Here is an 18,982-nt window from a genome sequence, read left to right as displayed (position 1 = left end):
ATATGACCAACCCCGCGCCGCCGCGCAAGTCTCCCGACCAGCCCTGGCGTACCGAGGGCACCCCGGACGAGCCCCCGAAGCCGTCGCCGGGCGGGAAGAAGATGCGCGGCGGCTGGTGGAGCCTGATCCTCACCGCGCTGGTCGTGTACCTGGTCGCGAACCTCATCCTGTCGTTCTTCAACGAGGGCGACGAACCGACCATCTCCTACACGGAGTTCAGCAAGCAGGTCGACGCGGGCAACGTCACCAAGATCTACGCCAAGGGCAACGCGATCCAGGGCCAGCTCAAGAAGGAGCAGAAGAACCCGGGCGGCGACGGCAAGTACACCAAGTTCGACACCGAGCGGCCGACCTTCGCGGACGACCAGCTCTGGGAGGACCTGACCAAGCACAACGTCACCGTCACGGCGGAACCCGTCGTCCAGCACCGCAGCTTTCTGGCCAATCTGCTGATCTCGCTGGCCCCGATGCTGCTCCTGGTCGTCCTGTGGCTCTTCATCGCGCGGCGGATGAGCTCGGGGCTCGGCGGCGCGGGCGGCATGCTCGGCCGCAAGGCCCCGCCCAAGCCGGTCGAGCTGGAGCCGGGCAAGCAGCGCACGACGTTCGAGGACGTCGCCGGCATCGACGAGGTCGAGGGCGAGCTGAACGACGTCGTCGACTTCCTCAAGAACCCCGACGCCTACCGCAAGATGGGCGCCAAGATGCCCCGGGGTGTGCTGCTCTCGGGTCCACCCGGCACCGGAAAGACGCTGCTCGCGCGGGCGGTCGCGGGGGAGGCCGGGGTGCCGTTCTTCTCGGCGTCGGCCTCCGAGTTCATCGAGATGATCGTCGGTGTCGGTGCCTCACGCGTGCGTGAACTCTTCGCGGAGGCCCGCAAGGTGGCCCCCTCGATCATCTTCATCGACGAGATCGACACCATCGGCCGGGCCCGCGGCGGTGGCAGCGGCATGGGCGGTCACGACGAGCGCGAGCAGACCCTGAACCAGATCCTCACCGAGATGGACGGCTTCTCCGGCTCCGAGGGCGTCATCGTCATCGCCGCGACCAACCGCGCCGACGTCCTGGACCCGGCCCTGACCCGCCCCGGCCGCTTCGACCGGGTCGTCGTGGTCTCACCGCCCGACCGGGGTGGCCGCGAGGCGATCCTGGAGATCCACACCCGTCAGATCCCGCTCGCGAAGGACGTGAACCTCGCCCAGGTCGCCCGTACGACCCCGGGCATGACCGGCGCCGAACTCGCCAACCTCGCCAACGAGGCCGCCCTCCTCGCGGTCAAGCGCAAGCAGAGCGAGGTCACCCAGTCCGACCTCTCGGAAGCCCTGGAGAAGGTCCAACTGGGCGCGGAACGCCCGCTGGTGATGCCCGAGGAGGAACGCCGCCGCACCGCCTACCACGAGAGCGGCCACGCCCTCCTCGGCATGCTCCAGCCCGGCGCCGACCCCGTCCGCAAGATCACCATCGTCCCGCGCGGAAGGGCCCTCGGCGTCACGCTCTCGACGCCGGACGCGGACAAGTACGCGTACACCGAGGAGTACCTGCGCGGCCGCATCATCGGCGCCCTCGGCGGCATGGCCGCGGAACAGGTCGTCTACGGCGTGATCACCACCGGCGCCGAGAACGACCTCGAACAGGTCACCAACATCGCGCGCGGGATGGTCGCCCGCTGGGGCATGAGCGAGCGCGTCGGCCGCCTCTCGGCCCTCCCGAACGACGCCCAGCAGGCCTACGGCCTCTCCGCCGCGCCGCAGACCCTGGACGTGATCGACGACGAGATGCGCCGCATCGTCGACGAGTGCTACGACGAGGCGATCCGCAAACTCGGCGACCACCGCGACCAGTTGGACGCGCTCGCGGCGGCCCTCCTGGAGAACGAGACCCTGGAGGAGACGGACGCCTATCGGATCGCAGGCGTTACGCGCCTCTTCAAGGAAGAGCCGTAGTCATCCTCAGGTCGGGCGCGCGATGAGTCATCCTCAGGTCGTACGCGCGATCAGATACCGGAAGACGTTCGGCATCCACACCGTCCCGTCCGGCCGACGATACGGATGCAACGCCTCCGCCAACTCCTTGTCCACCTGCGCCTGATCCGTCGCGACGATCGCCGCGTCGAAGAGTCCCGTCGAGAGCAGCCCCCGTACGGCACTCTCGACGTCGGCGTACCCGAAGGGGCAGGCCACCCGGCCCGAGCCGTCCGGCCGGAGGCCCGCGCGGTGGGCGACCTCCTCCAAGTCGTCGCGCAGCACCGGACGCGGGCTGCCCGTACCGCGCAGCGGGTCCGCCAGCCTGGTGGCCACCCGCAGCACGGACGCGGTCGCGCAGCGCTCCGGCGGACCCCAGCCCGCCAGCACCACGGGCGTCCCGCGCGCGGCGAGCGGGGTCGCGGCGTCGAGCATGTCGCCGAGTCCCTCCGCGTCGCCCGCGAGGCACCCGATGGGCTCGAAGGCGGTCACCAGGGTGTACGCGGGCGTCTCCGCGCCGGCCGCGTCCCTGGGGGAGCCGTGGACGAGCCGGATGTCCCCACGCGCGCGTGGGGACCAGGCGGCCGGCAGCAGTCGCTCGCGGGCGAGAGCCAGGCGTTCGGGGGAGAAACGCTCGACACCGGTGACCGTCGCGCCTCTGGAGGCCGCCATCAGCAGGGCGAGCCCGGAGCCGCAGCCGAGGCCGAGCAGCCGGGTACCGGATCCCACTTCCAGTCGCTCGTAGACCGCTTCGTGGAGCGGCACCAGCATCCGCTCCTGGATCTCGGACCAGTCACGCGCGCGTGCACCCAGGTCCACGCGAGGCGCAGGCCCCGCATGAGGCAGGTACTGCCGCACGAGCGTAGGTGTCATGGAAAGCGCCCCAATCCGCCGAGAGATGTGGCCGTGCCCGTTTCCGAGGCCCCCGTGATGTGCGCCCGCACTTCCCCCGTATGCCAGCAAACTCCGCACGCGCTACGGCGTCCAGGGGTTGTGGGGCCCGGCTTGTGGCTTCCCTGTGCGAGTGGCGAGAATTCACATGACGGCAACGTGGACCCGTACCATCGCGCCATGGCCAAGGCACCCGTACTCACACCGCGGGCGGACGATTTCCCCCGCTGGTACCAGGATCTGATCAGCAAGGCCGAACTGGCCGACAACGGTCCGGTGCGCGGCTCCATGGTCATCCGACCGTACGGGTACGGCCTTTGGGAGCGGATGCAGGCCGAGATGGACGCCCGGATCAAGGAGACGGGCACCGAGAACGCCTACTTCCCGCTGCTGATCCCGCAGTCCTACCTCGCCCGCGAGGCCGACCATGTCGAGGGCTTCGCGCCCGAGTTGGCCGTGGTCACGCACGGCGGCGGCAAGGAGCTGGAGGAGCCCGCGGTCGTCCGGCCCACCTCCGAGATGATCATCAACGAGTACTTCTCGAAGTGGGTGCAGAGCTACCGCGACCTGCCCCTGCTGATCAACCAGTGGGCGAACGTGGTCCGTTGGGAGCTGCGGCCCCGCCTCTTCCTGCGCACGAGCGAGTTCCTCTGGCAGGAGGGCCACACGGCGCACGCGACCTACGAGGAGGCGCGCGACTTCGCCGCGCACATCCACCGTCAGGTGTACGAGGACTTCATGGTCAACGTCCTCGCGATGGACGTCGTACCGGGCCGCAAGACGGTCAAGGAGCGGTTCGCGGGCGCGATCAACACCCTCACCCTGGAAGGGATGATGGGCGACGGCAAGGCGTTGCAGATGGCGACCAGTCACGAGCTGGGCCAGAACTTCGCCAAGGCCTTCAACACGCAGTACCTGTCCAAGGAAGGCAAGCAGGAACTCGTCTGGCAGACCTCCTGGGGCTCCACCACGCGCATGATCGGCGCCCTGGTGATGATGCACGGCGACGACGACGGACTCCGGGTGCCGCCGCGGCTCGCCCACATCCAGGTCGTCGTCCTCGCGATCAAGGGCGACGAGGCGGTTCTGGCCAAGGTCCGCGAGATCGGGGCTCGGCTGAAGGCGGCGGGCGTCCGCGTCCGGGTCGACGACCGCACGGACATCCCCTTCGGGCGCCGCGCCGTCGACTGGGAGCTGAAGGGTGTCCCCGTACGGATCGAGGTCGGACCCCGTGACCTGGAGAACGGCACGGCGATGCTGGCCCGCCGCATCCCCGGAGGCAAGGAGCCGGTGGCGATCGACTCTCTCGTAGGGCTGCTTCCCGTAGTCCTGGAGGAGGATCAGGCGCTGCTGCTGAGGCAGTCCCGCGAGCGGCGCGAGTCCCGCACCTCGGAGGTGTCGACGATCGCGGAGGCCGTCGAGGCAGCCACCGCCGGCGGTTGGGCGCGCATCTCGTGGGCGACGCTCGGCGAGGAAGGCGAGGCTGAGCTGGCCGAGCACGCGGTGACCGTACGGTGTCTGGTCGCGGAGGACGGGTCGGTGCCGGACGACGACAAGGCGCCCGGTAACGTCGCGGTCGTCGCGCGCGCCTACTAAGGAGCGCCCCTCCGGCGGGAGAGCGACCGAAACGCCTCTTGCGCAACGGCGGAGTGCGGCTACCCCGGCGTGCGGACACCGTCTACGCGCCGGGTCGTACGGAGGACTACGCACCAGCTTGGTATGAGCTGTGAGGCTTCTCCGCAGATCAGCGCACCCGCCCTCCTCCGGACGCATCAGCGGCAACTGACGGGTACGTGCAAATTATTTGGGATGCCCCGGAATCGGAACACAGGGGCACTCCGGCTCGTTGTCATTACGTGAGCACGACACAGACACCACCTGTTCTCGCCGCAGAGCTGGCAGAGGCGTGGGCCGATATTCAGCGGTACCACCCCGAACTGCCCGATCTGGCCGCGCCCGAGTCCCTGATCGGAGAGTCGTCGTCCGCCTGCGGGCACGAGCTCTCCTTCGAGCGACTGCTGCATGAGGCAGTCCATGGCATCGCCGCTTCGCGCGGCGTGCGTGACACGTCCCGCGCCGGCCGCTACCACAACCGCAGATTCCTTGCGATCGCCGAGGAGCTGGGTCTGGACCACCCCGACGAACCGCATCCCAGCAGCGGTTTCTCGCTGGTCCAGCTCAACCCCGAGGCGAAGCGGCGCTACCGGCCGACGATCGAGCGCCTCCAGCGCGCGCTCAAGGCCCACACCGTCGCCACCTCGGCGGACACCTCCCGTACCTTCCGCGGCCCGGCCGCCCGTCACGGCTCGTCCGGTGGCGGCGTCCGCGTCAAGGCGGTGTGCGACTGCGGTCGTAACGTACGGGTCGTCCCGTCGGTGCTGGCCCAGGCGCCGATCGTGTGCGGGGGCTGCGGCAAGCCCTTCCGCATCCCGGAGGTCGTGGGCGCGGCCTGAGGAAGCGGCTGCTCGTGGCAGCCGCATCCCGCAGGTCGGGTTGCGGACACCCGCGCCGGTCACCTCCCGGCGCCGGGTGTCGCTTCCGCATGGGCGGGGGCATGCGGGGGCATCCTCCCCGGTCGGACCGACCGCCAGGGTGTGGCACAATGGCCAGCTGTACTCGACAGCCGCACAGGAACCCTCTCGCCTCCGGCTGACGCGTCCATCGGGCACTCGGGTACCGCAACCCCACGCGGCCATCTCGCCGTGCCCAACCTCGTCAAAACCAGGAGAACCCACTCCCGTGGCAGTCAAGATCAAGCTGAAGCGTCTGGGCAAGATCCGTTCGCCTCACTACCGCATCGTCGTCGCCGACTCCCGTACCCGCCGTGATGGCCGGGCCATCGAGGAGATCGGTCTGTACCACCCGGTGCAGAACCCCTCGCGCATCGAGGTCGACACCGACCGCGCGCAGTACTGGCTGAGTGTCGGCGCGCAGCCGACCGAGCCCGTGCTCGCCATCCTGAAGCTCACCGGCGACTGGCAGAAGTTCAAGGGCCTGCCGGCCCCGGCTCCGCTGCTCGTGGCCGCGCCGAAGGCCGCCCGCCCGGTGTTCGAAGCCCTCGGTGGCGACGACTCGAGCAAGGGTGAGGCGATCACCCAGAAGAAGAAGGCCGACAAGAAGGACGAGGCCGCGGCCGAGTCCGAGTCGACCGAGGCCTGAGCATGCTCGAGGAGGCTCTCGAGCACCTCGTGAAGGGCATCGTCGACAACCCTGACGATGTGCAGGTCGCCTCGCGCGACCTGCGTCGCGGGCGCGTGCTGGAGGTCCGGGTGCACCCCGACGACCTCGGCAAGGTGATCGGCCGCAACGGCCGCACCGCTCGCGCTCTGCGCACCGTCGTGGGCGCCATCGGCGGCCGAGGTGTCCGCGTCGACCTTGTCGACGTGGACCACGTCCGCTGACGTTTATCGCACACCGGCTCGGGCCGGGGAGGGCCTGCGGGCCGTCCCCGGCCCGTCGTCGTACTACAGGAGATCAAGCACAGTGCAGCTGGTAGTCGCTCGTATCGGCCGTGCCCACGGCATCAAGGGCGAGGTCACCGTCGAGGTACGCACCGACGAGCCGGAACTCAGGCTCGCGCCCGGCGCCGTCCTGGCCACCGAACCCGCCTCCACCGGCCCCCTGACCATCGCGACGGGCCACGTCCACAGCGGCCGCCTCCTCCTGCGCTTCGAGGGCGTCAGCGACCGCACCGGCGCCGAGGCCCTGCGCAACACCCTCCTGATCGCCGAGATCGATCCCGAGGAGCTGCCCGAGGAGGAGGACGAGTACTACGACCACCAGCTGATGGACCTCGACGTCGTCACCAAGGACGGCGAGGAGGTCGGCCGGATCACCGAGATCTCGCACCTGCCCTCCCAGGACCTCTTCATCGTGGAGCGTCCCGACGGCAGCGAGGTGATGATCCCGTTCGTCGAGTCGATCGTCGTCGAGATCGACCTGGAGGAGCAGCGCGCGGTCATCGACCCGCCGCCCGGGCTGATCGACGACCAGGCGGAGATCGTGTCCTCCAAGGAAGACCCTTCAGAGGAAGACGCCTCCGGGGACGACTCTTCCAAGGACGCCGACGCATGAGGCTCGACGTCGTCACGATCTTCCCCGAGTACCTCGAACCGCTGAACGTCTCCCTCGTCGGCAAGGCACGCGTGCGTGGACAGCTGAATGTGCACGTGCATGATCTGCGTTCCTGGACCTACGACCGCCACAACACGGTCGACGACACCCCCTACGGCGGCGGCCCCGGCATGGTCATGAAGACCGAGCCCTGGGGCGATGCCCTGGACACCGTCCTGGCCGACGGCTACGAGACGGGCTCCGGCGCGCCGGCGCTCATCGTGCCCACGCCCAGCGGCCGGCCCTTCACCCAGGAACTCGCCGTAGAACTCTCCGAGCGGCCCTGGCTGGTCTTCACGCCCGCCCGCTACGAAGGCATCGACCGGCGGGTCATCGACGAGTACGCGACGCGGATGCCCGTCTACGAGGTGTCCATCGGCGACTACGTGCTCGCCGGCGGGGAGGCGGCCGTCCTGGTCGTCACGGAGGCGGTGGCACGGCTGCTGCCGGGTGTCCTGGGCAACGCCGAGTCCCACCGCGACGACTCCTTCGCGCCCGGGGCCATGGCCAACCTCCTGGAGGGGCCGATCTACACCAAGCCGCCCCAGTGGCGCGGCCAGGGGATCCCGGACGTGCTGCTCAGTGGCCACCACGGCAAGATCGCCCGCTGGCGGCGCGACGAGGCGCTCAAGCGCACGGCCGCCCACCGCCCGGACCTGATCGAGCGCTGCGAGCCCAAGACCTTCGACAAGAAGGACCGCGAGATGCTCTCGATCCTGGGCTGGTCACCGGACCCGGCGGGGGAGCCGTACGGCCGATTTTGGCGCAGGCCGGACGGCGTGGAAGAATAGGTCGCTGTTGTGCGTCGTCCGGCGTGCGCCCCTGCCACAGGGGGACATGACGCCCGCCCCGACACGGACAGCTTCCTTCACTACACCTATCTCCCGTCGGTGACCTGTGGCATCGATGAAGAAAGCAGACGAAATGTCCCACCTGCTCGACATCGTCGACGGCGCCTCGCTGCGCACCGACATCCCGGCCTTCCGCCCGGGTGACACCGTCAACGTCCACGTCCGCGTCATCGAGGGCAACCGCTCCCGTGTGCAGCAGTTCAAGGGCGTAGTCATCCGTCGCCAGGGCGCCGGTGTCCGCGAGACCTTCACGGTCCGCAAGGTCTCGTTCTCCGTCGGCGTCGAGCGCACCTTCCCGGTGCACACCCCGATCGTCGAGAAGATCGAGCTCGTGACCCGTGGTGACGTCCGTCGCGCGAAGCTGTACTACCTCCGTGACCTGCGCGGCAAGGCCGCGAAGATCAAGGAGAAGCGCGACAACTGAGCTTGATACGGGGTTCATATCGGGGCCGGATAACATCTGGCTCCGATGGACACCGAAGCACAGCACACGGAGCGCGACCGCTCCTCCCGCCCTTCCGACTCCGAGGACACCTCGGACACCGGAGGGCCGGAGGACCGGTCGCGTTTCGCGTTGGTGTCGCGTGCCGCCGAGTGGCTTCCCGGTGGCCGGATCACCCTGACTGCCCTGGTCTGTCTGGTGTTTGTGCTGCTGCTCAACACCTTCTTGCTCCAGCCTTTCCAAATTCCCAGCGGATCCATGGAATCCGGATTGAGGATCGGCGACCGCGTTCTCGTAAATAAGTTGGCGTACCGTTTCGGTGCTCATCCGCGGCGCGGCGACATCGTCGTGTTCGACGGAACCGGCTATTTCGGGGACGCCGACTACATCAAGCGCGTTGTGGGTGTGGGGGGAGACCACGTGCTCTGCTGCGACGAGAAGGGGAGGCTTGAGGTGAACGGGCGGTCGGTCGACGAGACGGCGTTCCTGTACCCCGGGGACGCTCCGTCCACCGTGGCTTTCGACGTGGTCGTGCCCGACGGCACGCTGTTCGTCCTCGGTGACCACCGCGGCGACTCAAGTGACTCCCGGGACCACCTGGGCGACCCGGGCGGAGGCATGATTCCTGTTGGTGACGTCATCGGGCGAGCCGACTGGATCGTCTGGCCCGCCGGGCACTGGACCCACCTCGTCCGACCCGGCGCCTATGCCCGCGTACCCGCCCCGGACGGCGCCCATGGGTAACCGTGGCAGGCCGCGCGGCGCGACGCCGCCGGGCGGCTCCTTCGGGAACGAGAACCTGCTGCCGACCGGTTTCCGGCGCGCGGGCGCGGGCGCGCCGGCCCCGGCCGGGGGAGCCGGCCGCAGCCGGGCCGAGCGGCGCAAGCTCCAGCGCAAGGTCAAGCGGCGCCGACGGCGCTCCGCGGTCCGGGAGATACCCCTCCTGGTCGGCGTCGCGGTCCTCATAGCCCTCGTCCTGAAGACCTTCCTCCTCCAGGCGTTCGTGATCCCGTCGGGCTCCATGGAGCAGACGATCCGCGTCGGCGACCGGGTCCTGGTCGACAAGTTCACCCCGTGGTTCGGCTCCGAGCCCAAGCGCGGTGACGTCGTCGTCTTCCACGACCCGGGCGGCTGGCTGGGGGACGAGGAGACCACCAAGAAGAACGACCCCGTCGTGGTCAAGCAGGTCAAGGAAGGCCTCCAGTTCATCGGCCTGCTGCCGTCCGACAACGAGAAGGACCTCATCAAGCGGGTCATCGGCGTCGGCGGTGACCACGTCAAGTGCTGTGACTCGGAAGGGCGGGTGACCGTCAACGGCGTTCCGCTGACCGAGGCCGACTACCTGTATCCCGGGAACGCACCGTCCGAAACGGCGTTCGACATCACCGTTCCCAAGGGCCGGTTGTGGGTGATGGGCGACCACCGCGGAAATTCGGCGGACTCCCGAGCCCACCAGAACACCAGCTACGGAGGAACGGTCGCGCTCAGTTCGGTGGTGGGGCGGGCGAAGGTGATCGCCTGGCCGATGGGCCACTGGACCAGCCTGAACGAACCTAAAACCTTCGCATCGGTTTCCAACTCCGTGTCGGGGACGACCGCCGGTCCCGAACTGTCGCATAGGGTTGCCCCGGTCGATCCGAACGGATCGGTCCAACTCCCGAGCCCTGCGGAACTCCCGCTCGTTATGGGAGTGGTGGGCCTGCGCCGAGGATGGGGCAGGCGGTGGCACAGAGTAAGGAGTTGGCGTGGGGGATGTGGCGGTTGGCGCACGGTCCGGACACGACGGCGAGGAGCACCACGGACGTCCCGTGGAAGCACCCGACCCGGTCGCGGACAGCGCCGTGACCTCCGGGAGTGACTCCGGAGCCGACGAGGACGGTACGGCGCCGGGCGACGCGACCCGCACCGAGGAGCAGGGGCCGGGCGACTCGACCCCGCAGCCCAGGAAGCCGCGCTCCTTCTGGAAGGAGCTGCCGATCCTGGTCGTCATCGCGCTCGTCCTCGCGCTGCTGATCAAGACCTTCCTGGTGCAGGCGTTCTCGATCCCTTCGGACTCGATGCAGAACACCCTCCAGCAGGGTGACCGCGTCCTGGTCGACAAGCTCACCCCGTGGTTCGGCTCCAAGCCCGAGCGCGGCGAGGTCGTCGTCTTCCACGACCCGGACGACTGGCTGGCGGGTGAGCCGGCGGCGAACCCCAACGCCCTTCAGAAGGTGCTCAGTTGGATCGGTCTGATGCCGTCCGCGCAGGAGAAGGACCTCATCAAGCGGGTCATCGGCGTCGGCGGCGACACCATCTCCTGTAGCGGCACGGGCCCGCTGACGGTCAACGGCAAGGCGCTGAACGAGCCGTACGTCTACCCCGGCAACACCCCGTGCACCAACGACGACCAGGGCGGCCAGTTCACCGTCAAGGTCCCCAAGGGTGACATCTGGGTGATGGGCGACCACCGGCAGAACTCGCGGGACTCGCGCTACAACCAGTCCGACAAGCACCACGGCATGGTCCCGGTGAAGGACGTCGTCGGCCGCGCGATCGTCAAGGCCTGGCCCATCAACCGCTGGGACACGCTGCCGATCCCGGACACCTTCGACCAGGCGGGCATCAACACCCAGGCCTCCGCCTCCCGTCTGCTGACGGCCGCTCCGCAGGGTCTCGCCCTCGTCGGTGTCCTGCCGTTGGTCCTGTGGCGTCGCAAGCGGTCGGGCAAGGACGAGTAAAGGCCTTGTAGAGCTTGTGACCTCGGTCCCGGAGGAAGGGCTGACCACCCTCGGTACCGCCGGGTAGGGTGCGGACCCATGGGTGGCGAGAGCGCAACACGTACGGCCCCGCGTACCGGCGGTGGCACAGGCAAGGGCCCGGTGGGCAGCCGGACCGGACAGCGACTGTCCGGACTGGCCGTCGCGCTGGGCCTTGTGCTGTTCCTCGGAGGCTTCGGCTGGGGAGCGGTGGTCTACCGGCCGTACACGGTGCCGACCAGTTCGATGACGCCGACGATCGACGCGGGCGACCGGGTGCTGGCCCAGCGGGTCGACGGCGACGAGGTGCGCCGCGGCGACGTCGTGGTCTTCACCGACAAGACCTGGGTGACGAACGCGCCCGTGGTCAAGCGCGTGGTCGCCGTCGGCGGGGACACCGTCTCCTGCTGCACGAACGGCAAGCTGGTCGTCAACGGCAAGCAGATCGCCGAGGACTACCTCAAGGGCGGCGCGGCCGAGGACAAGACGATCCCCACGGTGAAGGTCCCCAAGGGCCGCCTCTTCCTCCTCGGTGACGAACGCCAGGGCTCCCTGGACTCCAGCGCCCACCTCACGGACGTCGCCGGCGGCACCGTCGCGAGCAGCGCCGTGAGCGCCCGCGTGGACGCCGTCGTCTGGCCCATGAAGGGCATGCTGGAGCGCCCCACCGGCTTCGAGCCGCTCGGCAGCCTCTCCCACCCCGGCCCGCTGGGCGCGATCCTCGCCGTCATCGTCGCGGGCGCCGTGCTCGTCCTCGGCGGCGGCGCCTACGGCCCGATCGCCAAGCTGGCGGCCGGCCGCCGCGCCCGCACCCGGACGGAGCCCGCCGGTGCCCGCTGAGGCCACCGAGGAGGGTCCGTACGGCGACTCGTACGAGGGCGGCCTGCGCAAGGTCGCCCGGGTCGTCCTGCTCGACCCGCAGGACCGCATCCTGCTGCTTCACGGCCATGAGCCGGACGATCCGGCCGACGACTGGTGGTTCACGCCGGGCGGCGGCCTGGAGGGCGACGAGACCCACGAGGAGGCCGCCCTACGGGAACTCGCGGAGGAGACCGGCATCACCCAGGTCGAACTCGGCCCGGTGCTGTGGACGCGGACGTGTTCCTTCCCGTTCGCGGGCCGCCGCTGGGACCAGGACGAGTGGTACTACCTGGCCAGGACGCCCGCCACGGCCGAGGGCGTGCCCGGCGCCACGGCCCTCACCGAACTGGAGCGACGCAGCGTCTCCGGAGCGCGTTGGTGGACGTACCGGGAACTGGACCGGGCGCATGAGACGGTGTATCCGACCAGACTCGCCGAGCTGCTCCGCAGGCTGCTCGACGAAGGTCCCCCGGCCGGGCCCGTGACCCTCGACACCGAAATCGTCTAGGGGCTTACGGGACTGGCGCACAATGGTGGGATCGCACGGGTGAAGGGGAACATGCCATGAGCGCCGAGGACCTCGAAAAGTACGAGACCGAGATGGAGCTGAAGCTCTACCGGGAGTACCGAGATGTCGTCGGTCTGTTCAAATATGTGATCGAGACCGAACGGCGCTTCTACCTCACCAACGACTACGAGATGCAGGTGCACTCGGTCCAGGGCGAGGTGTTCTTCGAGGTGTCCATGGCGGATGCCTGGGTGTGGGACATGTATCGACCGGCTCGCTTCGTCAAACAGGTCCGCGTGCTCACGTTCAAGGACGTGAACATCGAGGAGCTGAACAAGAGCGACCTGGAGCTGCCGGGCGGGTGACGGCGGGTACCCGCGGGGTGGTTTTCACCCGTGTGGGTGACGGAGTTCTCCACAATCACTGAACGGCCCACCAAGATCCACTTGGTGGGCCGTTCCGCGTGACGGTTGGTGCCGGAGGTGGTGCCGACATGAACGCACGCAGTGCACTCGGCAAGTTCGGCGAGACGGTCGCCGCACGACGGCTGATCGAGGCCGGTATGACGGTCCTGGAGCGCAACTGGCGCTGTGGCAGGACCGGAGAGATCGACATCGTGGCGCGGGACGGCGACGTCCTGGTGGTCTGCGAGGTCAAGACCCGGCGGAGGGGTGCCTTCCAGCACCCGATGGCCGCCGTCACGCCCAAGAAGGCGGAGCGCCTACGCGGCCTCGCCGAGCGATGGATCCACGCGCACGGCGGAGCCCCGCCGGGAGGGGTCCGCATCGACCTGGTGGGTGTCGTCGTGCCCCAGTGCGGCAGGGCCGTGGTCGAGCACGTCCGGGGGGTGGTCTGAGATGGGGTTCGCTCGTACGTGTTCGGTGGCGCTGGTGGGCGTCGAAGGTGTGGTGGTCGAGGTCCAGGCCGACCTCGAACCGGGCGTCGCCGCGTTCACGCTGGTGGGACTGCCCGACAAGAGCCTGACGGAGAGCAAGGACCGGGTGCGGGCCGCGGTCGTCAACTCGGGCGCGCCCTGGCCGCAGAAGAAACTGACCGTCGGGCTCAGCCCGGCATCGGTGCCGAAGAGCGGCAGCGGGTTCGACCTCGCCGTGGCGGCGGCTGTCCTCGGCGCGGCCGAGCGGATCGATCCGCGCGTGCTCGCCGACATCGTGATGATCGGCGAACTCGGCCTGGACGGACGGGTCCGGCCGGTCCGGGGCATCCTGCCCGCCGTACTGGCCGCGGCCGACTCCGGCTACGAACAGGTCGTCGTCCCGGAGTGCGCCGCCGCCGAGGCGTCCCTCGTGCCCGGGGTGTCCGTCCTGGGCGTGCGCACACTGCGGCAGCTGATCGCCGTACTCGCCGACGAACCCGTACCGGACGAGGATCCGGACGACCTGGGACGCCCGGACCCGCTGCTCGCCGGGCTGCGCATGCCCGGTACGGGGGCTGCCACGGGGATGCACAGCCTGGGCGCGTCCCAGCACGACCCGGGGCATGACCTCGCGGATGTCGTCGGCCAGTTCTCGGCACGGACGGCGGTGAAGGTCGCGGCGGCCGGCGGCCATCACCTGTTCCTCGAAGGCCCACCGGGGGCCGGGAAGACGATGCTCGCGGAGCGACTGCCCGCGGTCCTGCCCCGGCTCGGCAGGCAGGAGTCCCTGGAAGTCACGGCGGTCCACTCGGTGGCGGGCCTCCTGCCCCCGGGCAAACCCCTGATCGACGTCGCTCCCTACTGCGCCCCGCACCACTCGGCCACGATGCAGGCCCTCGTCGGGGGCGGACAGGGGATCGCGCGGCCTGGGGCGGTGTCGCTGTCCCATCGAGGGGTCCTGTTCCTCGACGAGACACCAGAGTTCAGCGGCCAGGCGCTGGATGCGCTACGGCAGCCGCTCGAGGCCGGGCATGTGGTGATCGCGCGCAGTGCGGGCGTCGTGCGGTTCCCGGCGAGGTTTCTGATGGTGCTGGCCGCAAACCCGTGTCCGTGCGGCCGTTTCTCGCAGACCGACGATCTGTGCGAGTGCGCGCCGATGTCGATCCGGCGGTACCAGGCCAGGCTCTCCGGGCCGCTGCTCGACCGGGTGGACCTGCGGGTGGAGGTGGACCGCGTCACCCGTGACCAGCTCACCGGGCGCGGTTCGCGGGGCGAGTCCACGGCGACGGTCGCGGACCGGGTGCGGGCGGCCAGGGAGCGGGCGGCGGCGCGGCTCGCGGACACGCCCTGGCGCACCAACAGCGAGGTGCCCGGCCGTGAACTGCGCAGCCGCTGGCACGCCGAGCGCGGGGCGATGGACGAGGCCGAGCGCAGCCTGGAGCGCGGTGCGCTCACCGCGCGCGGGCTCGACCGGGTGCTGCGCGTGGCCTGGACGGTCGCGGATCTGGTCGGCCACGACCGACCCGGCGCGACCGATGTCGCCCTCGCGCTCCAACTACGCACGGGCGTACCGCGAGGCGTGCCGATGGCCATCGGGGCGATGACATGACCCGGGCCGGTGGCACGGGCGGGGTCAATGACCGGACGGGGGGCGATGGTTGGGTCGGGAGTCCTGATCGGGCCGGGGCTGATGGCGCTGGCGGGGCTGATGACCGGGCGCGGATCGATGGCGCGACCGGGGCTGGCGACCGGATGGGGGCCGATGGCCGGGCCGCGAGTCCTGATCGGGCCGGGGCTGATGGCGCTGGCGGGGCCGATTGCCGGGCCCGGACCGATGGCGCGACCGGGGCCGGTGAAATGAGCGGGGCCGGCGGCCGGGTCGGGACCAGTGGCGTGACCGGGGTCGATGGCCGCGTCCGCGCCGATGGCGGGGCCGGGACCGGTGATGCGATCGGGGCCGACGGTGTGACCTGGACCGATGACCGGACCAGGACCGATGACCGGAACGGGGCCGACGACGTGACCTGGGCCGATGACTGGGTCGGGACCCATGACCGGACCGGGGCCGACGATGCGACCGGGGTTGATGACCGGACCGGGGCCCAGGACGCGGGCGACGACCTGCTCGCCCGTGTCTTCCTGGCCCGGGTCGTCGAACCCGGCGACGAGGTCGGTGGCCGGTGGATCCGGGAGTTGGGGGCCGTGGAAGTGGCCCGGCGGCTGCGGAGCGGAGGGCCGCAGCTCACCGGGGTGACCGACAAGCGGTGGGCCGGGCTGTGTGCACGGGCCGGACTGGTCGAGCCCGGGCGGGACTTGGCCGTCGCGCGGGATTCGGGCGTCCGGTTCGTGTGTCCCGGTGACGTGGAGTGGCCTGCCCAGCTCGACGATCTCGGGGACGCGCGGCCGATCGGACTGTGGGTGCGCGGGCATCCCAACCTGCGGGTGCTGGCACTCAGGTCGGTCGCCGTCGTCGGCGCCCGCGCCTGTACCGAGTACGGCGCGCACATGGCGGCCACCCTTGCCGCCGGACTGGCCGAACGCGGCTGGGTGGTCGTGTCCGGGGGCGCCTACGGAGTCGACGGTGCCGCTCATCGCGGCGCCCTCGGCGCGACCGGTGTCACGGTCGCCGTGCTCGCGTGCGGCGTCGACCGGCCCTACCCGCGCGGGCACGCCGAGTTGATCCGCAGGATCGCCGAACAGGGGCTGGTGGTGGGCGAGTTGCCGCCCGGCGAGCATCCGACGCCGAGCAGGTTCATCCTCCGGAACAGGGTGATCGCCGCGCTCACCAGGGGCACCGTGGTGGTCGAGGCCGCGTACCGGAGCGGGTCGCTCGTCACGGCGCGGGCCGCGCAGCGGCTGGGGCGCCACACGATAGGGGTGCCCGGGCCGGCCACGAGCGCGCTGTCCGCCGGGGTGCACGAACTCCTGCGCGGGGACGCGGTGCTGGTCACCGACACGGCGGAAATCGTCGAACTGGTCGGCGGCATGGGCGAACTGGCCCCGGACCGACGCGGACCGGTGCTCCCGCGCGACCTGTTGGAGCCTGCCGCCCGGCGCATCCTCGCCGCACTGCCCGGCAACAGGGTCGCGCCGCCACGGGAGATCGCGCGCGGTGCGCAGACCACGGAGGACGACGCGATCGCGAGACTGTACGAACTCCGAGCACTTGGTTACGTCGAACGACACGGCGACGGCTGGAAGTTGACACGCCAGGCGATGATCTCGGTCCGGCCCGATCGGGGGCGCCGCTGACCGAGTGTGTTCGGCCGTCCGGGGGAACCCCGACACCCTTGGGAATTCCCGCAGTTGGCGCATTCCGATGATCACGCAGAGCGATCGGAGTGACTCGTTCCGGCACCCCGTCGAACGCGTCCGTGCCCGGTCCGGGCCCCGCCCTTCGCACACCGCGACACTCCAGTCACGCTACGCTCACGGGGATTCCGGCACAGACCGGCATCTCCCCATCACTCCGACAGCTCACCCAGGCACCCCCACTTCACGGCAGAACGGCACAAGGCGACGAATGCCCCAGCACACCTCCGGGTCCGACCGGGCGGCGATCCCCCCAGCCGCCCGCGACGGTGGCAGCGTCCGGCCGCCCGCTCCCTCGACGCTCGACGAGCTGTGGCGGTCGTACAAGACGACGGGCGACGAGCGGCTGCGTGAGCAGCTGATCCTGCACTACTCGCCGCTCGTGAAGTACGTCGCGGGACGGGTGAGCGTCGGGCTGCCGCCCAATGTGGAACAGGCGGACTTCGTGTCGTCGGGGGTGTTCGGACTGATCGACGCGATCGAGAAGTTCGACATCGAGCGGGAGATCAAGTTCGAGACATACGCGATCACCCGCATCCGGGGCGCGATGATCGACGAACTGCGCGCCCTGGACTGGATCCCGCGCTCGGTGCGCCAGAAGGCGCGCAACGTCGAGCGGGCGTACGCCACGCTGGAGGCGCGGCTGAGGCGCACCCCCAGCGAGGGCGAGGTGGCCGCCGAGATGGGCATCGCGGTGGAGGAACTCCACGCCGTCTTCAGCCAGTTGTCGCTGGCGAACGTGGTCGCCCTGGAGGAGCTGCTGCACGCCGGCGGCGAGGGCGGCGACCGGCTCAGCCTGATGGACACCCTGGAGGACACCGCCGCCGACAACCCGGTGGAGGTGGCCGAGGGGCGGGAGCTGCGGCGGTTCCTGGCGCGGGCGATCAACACCTTGCCCGAGCGGGAGAAGACCGTCGTCACGCTGTACTACTACGAGGGCCTCACCCTCGCCGAGATCGGCAACGTGCTCGGGGTGACCGAGAGCCGGGTCAGCCAGATCCACACCAAGTCCGTGCTGCAGCTGCGCGCCAAGCTGGCGAGTTTCGGCCGTTGAGCGAAAGCCGTACGGCCTTCTCGACCTCGCAGAATCGTGCCTGCATGGCCGGGGTCACTCCCGCCGGGGGTGCGCCGTCCGTAGAGTGGTTGACGTGCCAAGGATTCGAGCGGCCTCCGTGGCCGAGCACCGGTCGATGCAGCGAGCCGCCCTGCTGGACGCGGCTCGTTCCCTGCTGTCCGAGGGCGGGACGGAGGCGCTGACGTTCCCGGCCCTGGCCGAGCGGACGGGGCTCGCGCGGTCGTCCGTGTACGAGTACTTCCGCTCTCGGGCCGCGGTCGTCGAGGAGCTGTGCGAGGTCGACTTTCCCGTGTGGGCGGCGGATGTGTCTTCCGCGATGGAGGGGGCCGGCTCCGCCGAGGGCAAGGTTGAGGCGTACGTACGGCAGCAGCTTGCCCTGGTCGGGGATCGGCGGCATCGGGCTGTGGTTGCCATCTCCGCGAGCGAACTCGACGCGGGGGCTCGGGAGAAGATCCGGGCCGCGCATGGGGGGCTGGTGGCGATGATCGTCTCGGCGCTCTCGGATATGGGGCATGCGGAGCCTCGGCTGGCGGCGATGTTGGTTCAGGGTGTTGTCGATGCGGCTGTGCGGCGGATTGAGCTGGGGGCGGCTGAGGATCCGTCGGTGATTACTGAGGCTGCGGTGAGTATGGCTTTGCGGGGGGTTCTGGGGTGAGTTTCGGGTGCGGGGCCGGTGGGGGTTGGGCGCGCAGTTCCCCGCGCCCCTAAAGGGGCGCTCCACATACCGGCAACAGGCGTGAAGGACCCCTGTTCAGCAGCCACGGCGGCAGTAGCCCCAGCGGGTCCAAGTACACCTCCCCTCTCAGCAAGCCCCAGTGCACGCACGACGTCGCGCAGTGTGAGCCGGTGACCTCAACCGTCCCGACCACCCCGCCCGCCGCCACCTCGTCCCCCTTCTTCACCGTCGTGCTCACCGGTTCGTAGGTCGTGCGGAGATCCGTCCCCGTCAGTTCCACCGCGACCACCCCTCTCCCCGCGACCCGGCCCGCGAAGGACACCCGGCCCGCCGCCACCGCCCGTACCTCGGCGCCGGCCGGGGTCGCCAGGTCCACGCCTCGGTGGCCCCGGCCGTAGACCGTCGCCGGGGGCTCCCAGCCTCGTAGGACCAAGGGGTGGGAACCGACCGGCCAGGTGTGGGCGATGGCCGGTACTGAAGGGGGCGGGACTCCGGGGGCGGGGGGTGGGCTGTCGTTCGCCCGGGCCGTACAGGTCAGGAGGGTCAGCAGCAGGCCCAGCAGTGACGCCAGGGCTGCGCGCACAGGTCGTCGACGTCGTCGCGTTCGCATGGCACAAACCGTGCCGTAGTCGGGCCGATCATGGCCGGGACCTGTGGACCGGCGTGGGGTTGTGGACAACGGC

Annotated in this window: 21 protein-coding genes; 19 read left to right on the top strand and 2 right to left on the bottom strand. The window is 70.1% G+C overall.

Features of this window, described 5'->3' with window-relative positions:
- Positions 1 to 2 precede the first annotated feature (2 nt).
- On the top strand, positions 3 to 1,940 hold the full coding sequence (ftsH, locus tag OG194_RS12995; RefSeq protein WP_327401032.1) for an ATP-dependent zinc metalloprotease FtsH: 1,938 nt from the start codon (positions 3 to 5) through the stop codon (positions 1,938 to 1,940).
- 33 nt (positions 1,941 to 1,973) lie between these two features.
- Here ftsH and OG194_RS12990 read toward each other — a convergent pair whose 3' ends face one another.
- Positions 1,974 to 2,831, bottom strand: coding sequence for an SAM-dependent methyltransferase (locus tag OG194_RS12990; protein ID WP_327401031.1), 858 nt, complete (start codon positions 2,829 to 2,831; stop codon positions 1,974 to 1,976).
- Between the two features lie 198 nt (positions 2,832 to 3,029).
- Here OG194_RS12990 and proS point away from each other — a divergent pair, with 198 nt between their 5' ends.
- The 18 genes from proS to OG194_RS12900 all read left to right on the top strand — a co-directional run bounded on the left by proS (position 3,030) and on the right by OG194_RS12900 (position 18,278).
- Entirely contained in the window at positions 3,030 to 4,445 is a 1,416-nt protein-coding gene (gene proS / locus OG194_RS12985) for a proline--tRNA ligase (RefSeq protein WP_327401030.1), read from the top strand.
- A 260-nt stretch (positions 4,446 to 4,705) separates the two neighbouring features.
- A complete protein-coding gene (locus OG194_RS12980) occupies positions 4,706 to 5,302 on the top strand; it encodes a hypothetical protein (RefSeq protein ID WP_019058697.1) in 597 nt (198 codons plus the stop codon).
- A gap of 286 nt (positions 5,303 to 5,588) precedes the next feature.
- Complete coding sequence (gene rpsP, locus OG194_RS12975; protein WP_327401029.1) at positions 5,589 to 6,008, top strand: 30S ribosomal protein S16; 420 nt, start codon at positions 5,589 to 5,591, stop codon at positions 6,006 to 6,008.
- 2 nt (positions 6,009 to 6,010) lie between these two features.
- Positions 6,011 to 6,250 (top strand): RNA-binding protein, encoded by a 240-nt coding sequence (locus OG194_RS12970; protein WP_005479813.1) that lies wholly within the window; start codon positions 6,011 to 6,013, stop codon positions 6,248 to 6,250.
- Between the two features lie 82 nt (positions 6,251 to 6,332).
- On the top strand, positions 6,333 to 6,923 hold the full coding sequence (rimM, locus tag OG194_RS12965; RefSeq protein ID WP_327401028.1) for a ribosome maturation factor RimM: 591 nt from the start codon (positions 6,333 to 6,335) through the stop codon (positions 6,921 to 6,923).
- On the top strand, positions 6,920 to 7,753 hold the full coding sequence (gene trmD, locus OG194_RS12960) for a tRNA (guanosine(37)-N1)-methyltransferase TrmD (RefSeq protein WP_327401027.1): 834 nt from the start codon (positions 6,920 to 6,922) through the stop codon (positions 7,751 to 7,753). Before rimM ends, trmD begins: the two co-directional genes overlap by 4 nt.
- 133 nt (positions 7,754 to 7,886) lie before the next feature.
- The gene (gene rplS, locus OG194_RS12955; RefSeq protein ID WP_019058701.1) at positions 7,887 to 8,237 is read left to right on the top strand and encodes a 50S ribosomal protein L19; all 351 of its coding nucleotides are present in this window, start codon (positions 7,887 to 7,889) and stop codon (positions 8,235 to 8,237) included.
- Positions 8,238 to 8,282: 45 nt separating this feature from the next.
- Complete coding sequence (gene lepB, locus OG194_RS12950) at positions 8,283 to 8,999, top strand: signal peptidase I (RefSeq protein ID WP_327401026.1); 717 nt, start codon at positions 8,283 to 8,285, stop codon at positions 8,997 to 8,999.
- The gene (gene lepB / locus OG194_RS12945) at positions 8,992 to 10,113 is read left to right on the top strand and encodes a signal peptidase I (RefSeq protein ID WP_327401025.1); all 1,122 of its coding nucleotides are present in this window, start codon (positions 8,992 to 8,994) and stop codon (positions 10,111 to 10,113) included. The genes lepB (OG194_RS12950) and lepB (OG194_RS12945) overlap by 8 nt, the downstream gene beginning before the upstream one ends.
- The gene (gene lepB, locus OG194_RS12940; protein WP_327401024.1) at positions 10,001 to 10,975 is read left to right on the top strand and encodes a signal peptidase I; all 975 of its coding nucleotides are present in this window, start codon (positions 10,001 to 10,003) and stop codon (positions 10,973 to 10,975) included. The genes lepB (OG194_RS12945) and lepB (OG194_RS12940) overlap by 113 nt, the downstream gene beginning before the upstream one ends.
- Positions 10,976 to 11,053: 78 nt before the next feature.
- Positions 11,054 to 11,833 carry a signal peptidase I gene (gene lepB / locus OG194_RS12935; RefSeq protein WP_327401023.1) on the top strand — a complete coding sequence of 260 codons (780 nt, stop codon included), beginning with the start codon at positions 11,054 to 11,056 and terminating at the stop codon, positions 11,831 to 11,833.
- On the top strand, positions 11,823 to 12,362 hold the full coding sequence (locus tag OG194_RS12930; protein ID WP_327401022.1) for an NUDIX hydrolase: 540 nt from the start codon (positions 11,823 to 11,825) through the stop codon (positions 12,360 to 12,362). The genes lepB (OG194_RS12935) and OG194_RS12930 overlap by 11 nt, the downstream gene beginning before the upstream one ends.
- 56 nt (positions 12,363 to 12,418) lie before the next feature.
- On the top strand, positions 12,419 to 12,727 hold the full coding sequence (locus tag OG194_RS12925; protein ID WP_003965949.1) for a DUF2469 domain-containing protein: 309 nt from the start codon (positions 12,419 to 12,421) through the stop codon (positions 12,725 to 12,727).
- Between the two features lie 128 nt (positions 12,728 to 12,855).
- Complete coding sequence (locus OG194_RS12920) at positions 12,856 to 13,218, top strand: YraN family protein (protein WP_327401021.1); 363 nt, start codon at positions 12,856 to 12,858, stop codon at positions 13,216 to 13,218.
- Position 13,219: 1 nt separating this feature from the next.
- The gene (locus tag OG194_RS12915) at positions 13,220 to 14,845 is read left to right on the top strand and encodes a YifB family Mg chelatase-like AAA ATPase (protein WP_327401020.1); all 1,626 of its coding nucleotides are present in this window, start codon (positions 13,220 to 13,222) and stop codon (positions 14,843 to 14,845) included.
- 410 nt (positions 14,846 to 15,255) lie between these two features.
- On the top strand, positions 15,256 to 16,488 hold the full coding sequence (gene dprA, locus OG194_RS12910) for a DNA-processing protein DprA (RefSeq protein ID WP_327401019.1): 1,233 nt from the start codon (positions 15,256 to 15,258) through the stop codon (positions 16,486 to 16,488).
- Positions 16,489 to 16,759: 271 nt separating this feature from the next.
- Positions 16,760 to 17,602, top strand: coding sequence for an RNA polymerase sigma factor WhiG (whiG, locus tag OG194_RS12905; protein ID WP_019058710.1), 843 nt, complete (start codon positions 16,760 to 16,762; stop codon positions 17,600 to 17,602).
- A gap of 118 nt (positions 17,603 to 17,720) precedes the next feature.
- Complete coding sequence (locus tag OG194_RS12900) at positions 17,721 to 18,278, top strand: TetR/AcrR family transcriptional regulator (protein ID WP_327401018.1); 558 nt, start codon at positions 17,721 to 17,723, stop codon at positions 18,276 to 18,278.
- Positions 18,279 to 18,327: 49 nt separating this feature from the next.
- On the opposite strand, the gene OG194_RS12895 is transcribed toward OG194_RS12900, so the two are convergent.
- Positions 18,328 to 18,909, bottom strand: a complete 582-nt coding sequence (locus OG194_RS12895) for a murein hydrolase activator EnvC family protein (protein ID WP_327401017.1) — start codon at positions 18,907 to 18,909, stop codon at positions 18,328 to 18,330.
- Positions 18,910 to 18,982 lie beyond the last annotated feature (73 nt).

This window comes from Streptomyces sp. NBC_01288 (assembly GCF_035982055.1).
Taxonomy (GTDB): Bacteria; Actinomycetota; Actinomycetes; order Streptomycetales; family Streptomycetaceae; genus Streptomyces.
This window is presented reverse-complemented; position numbering and strand designations above follow the sequence as displayed.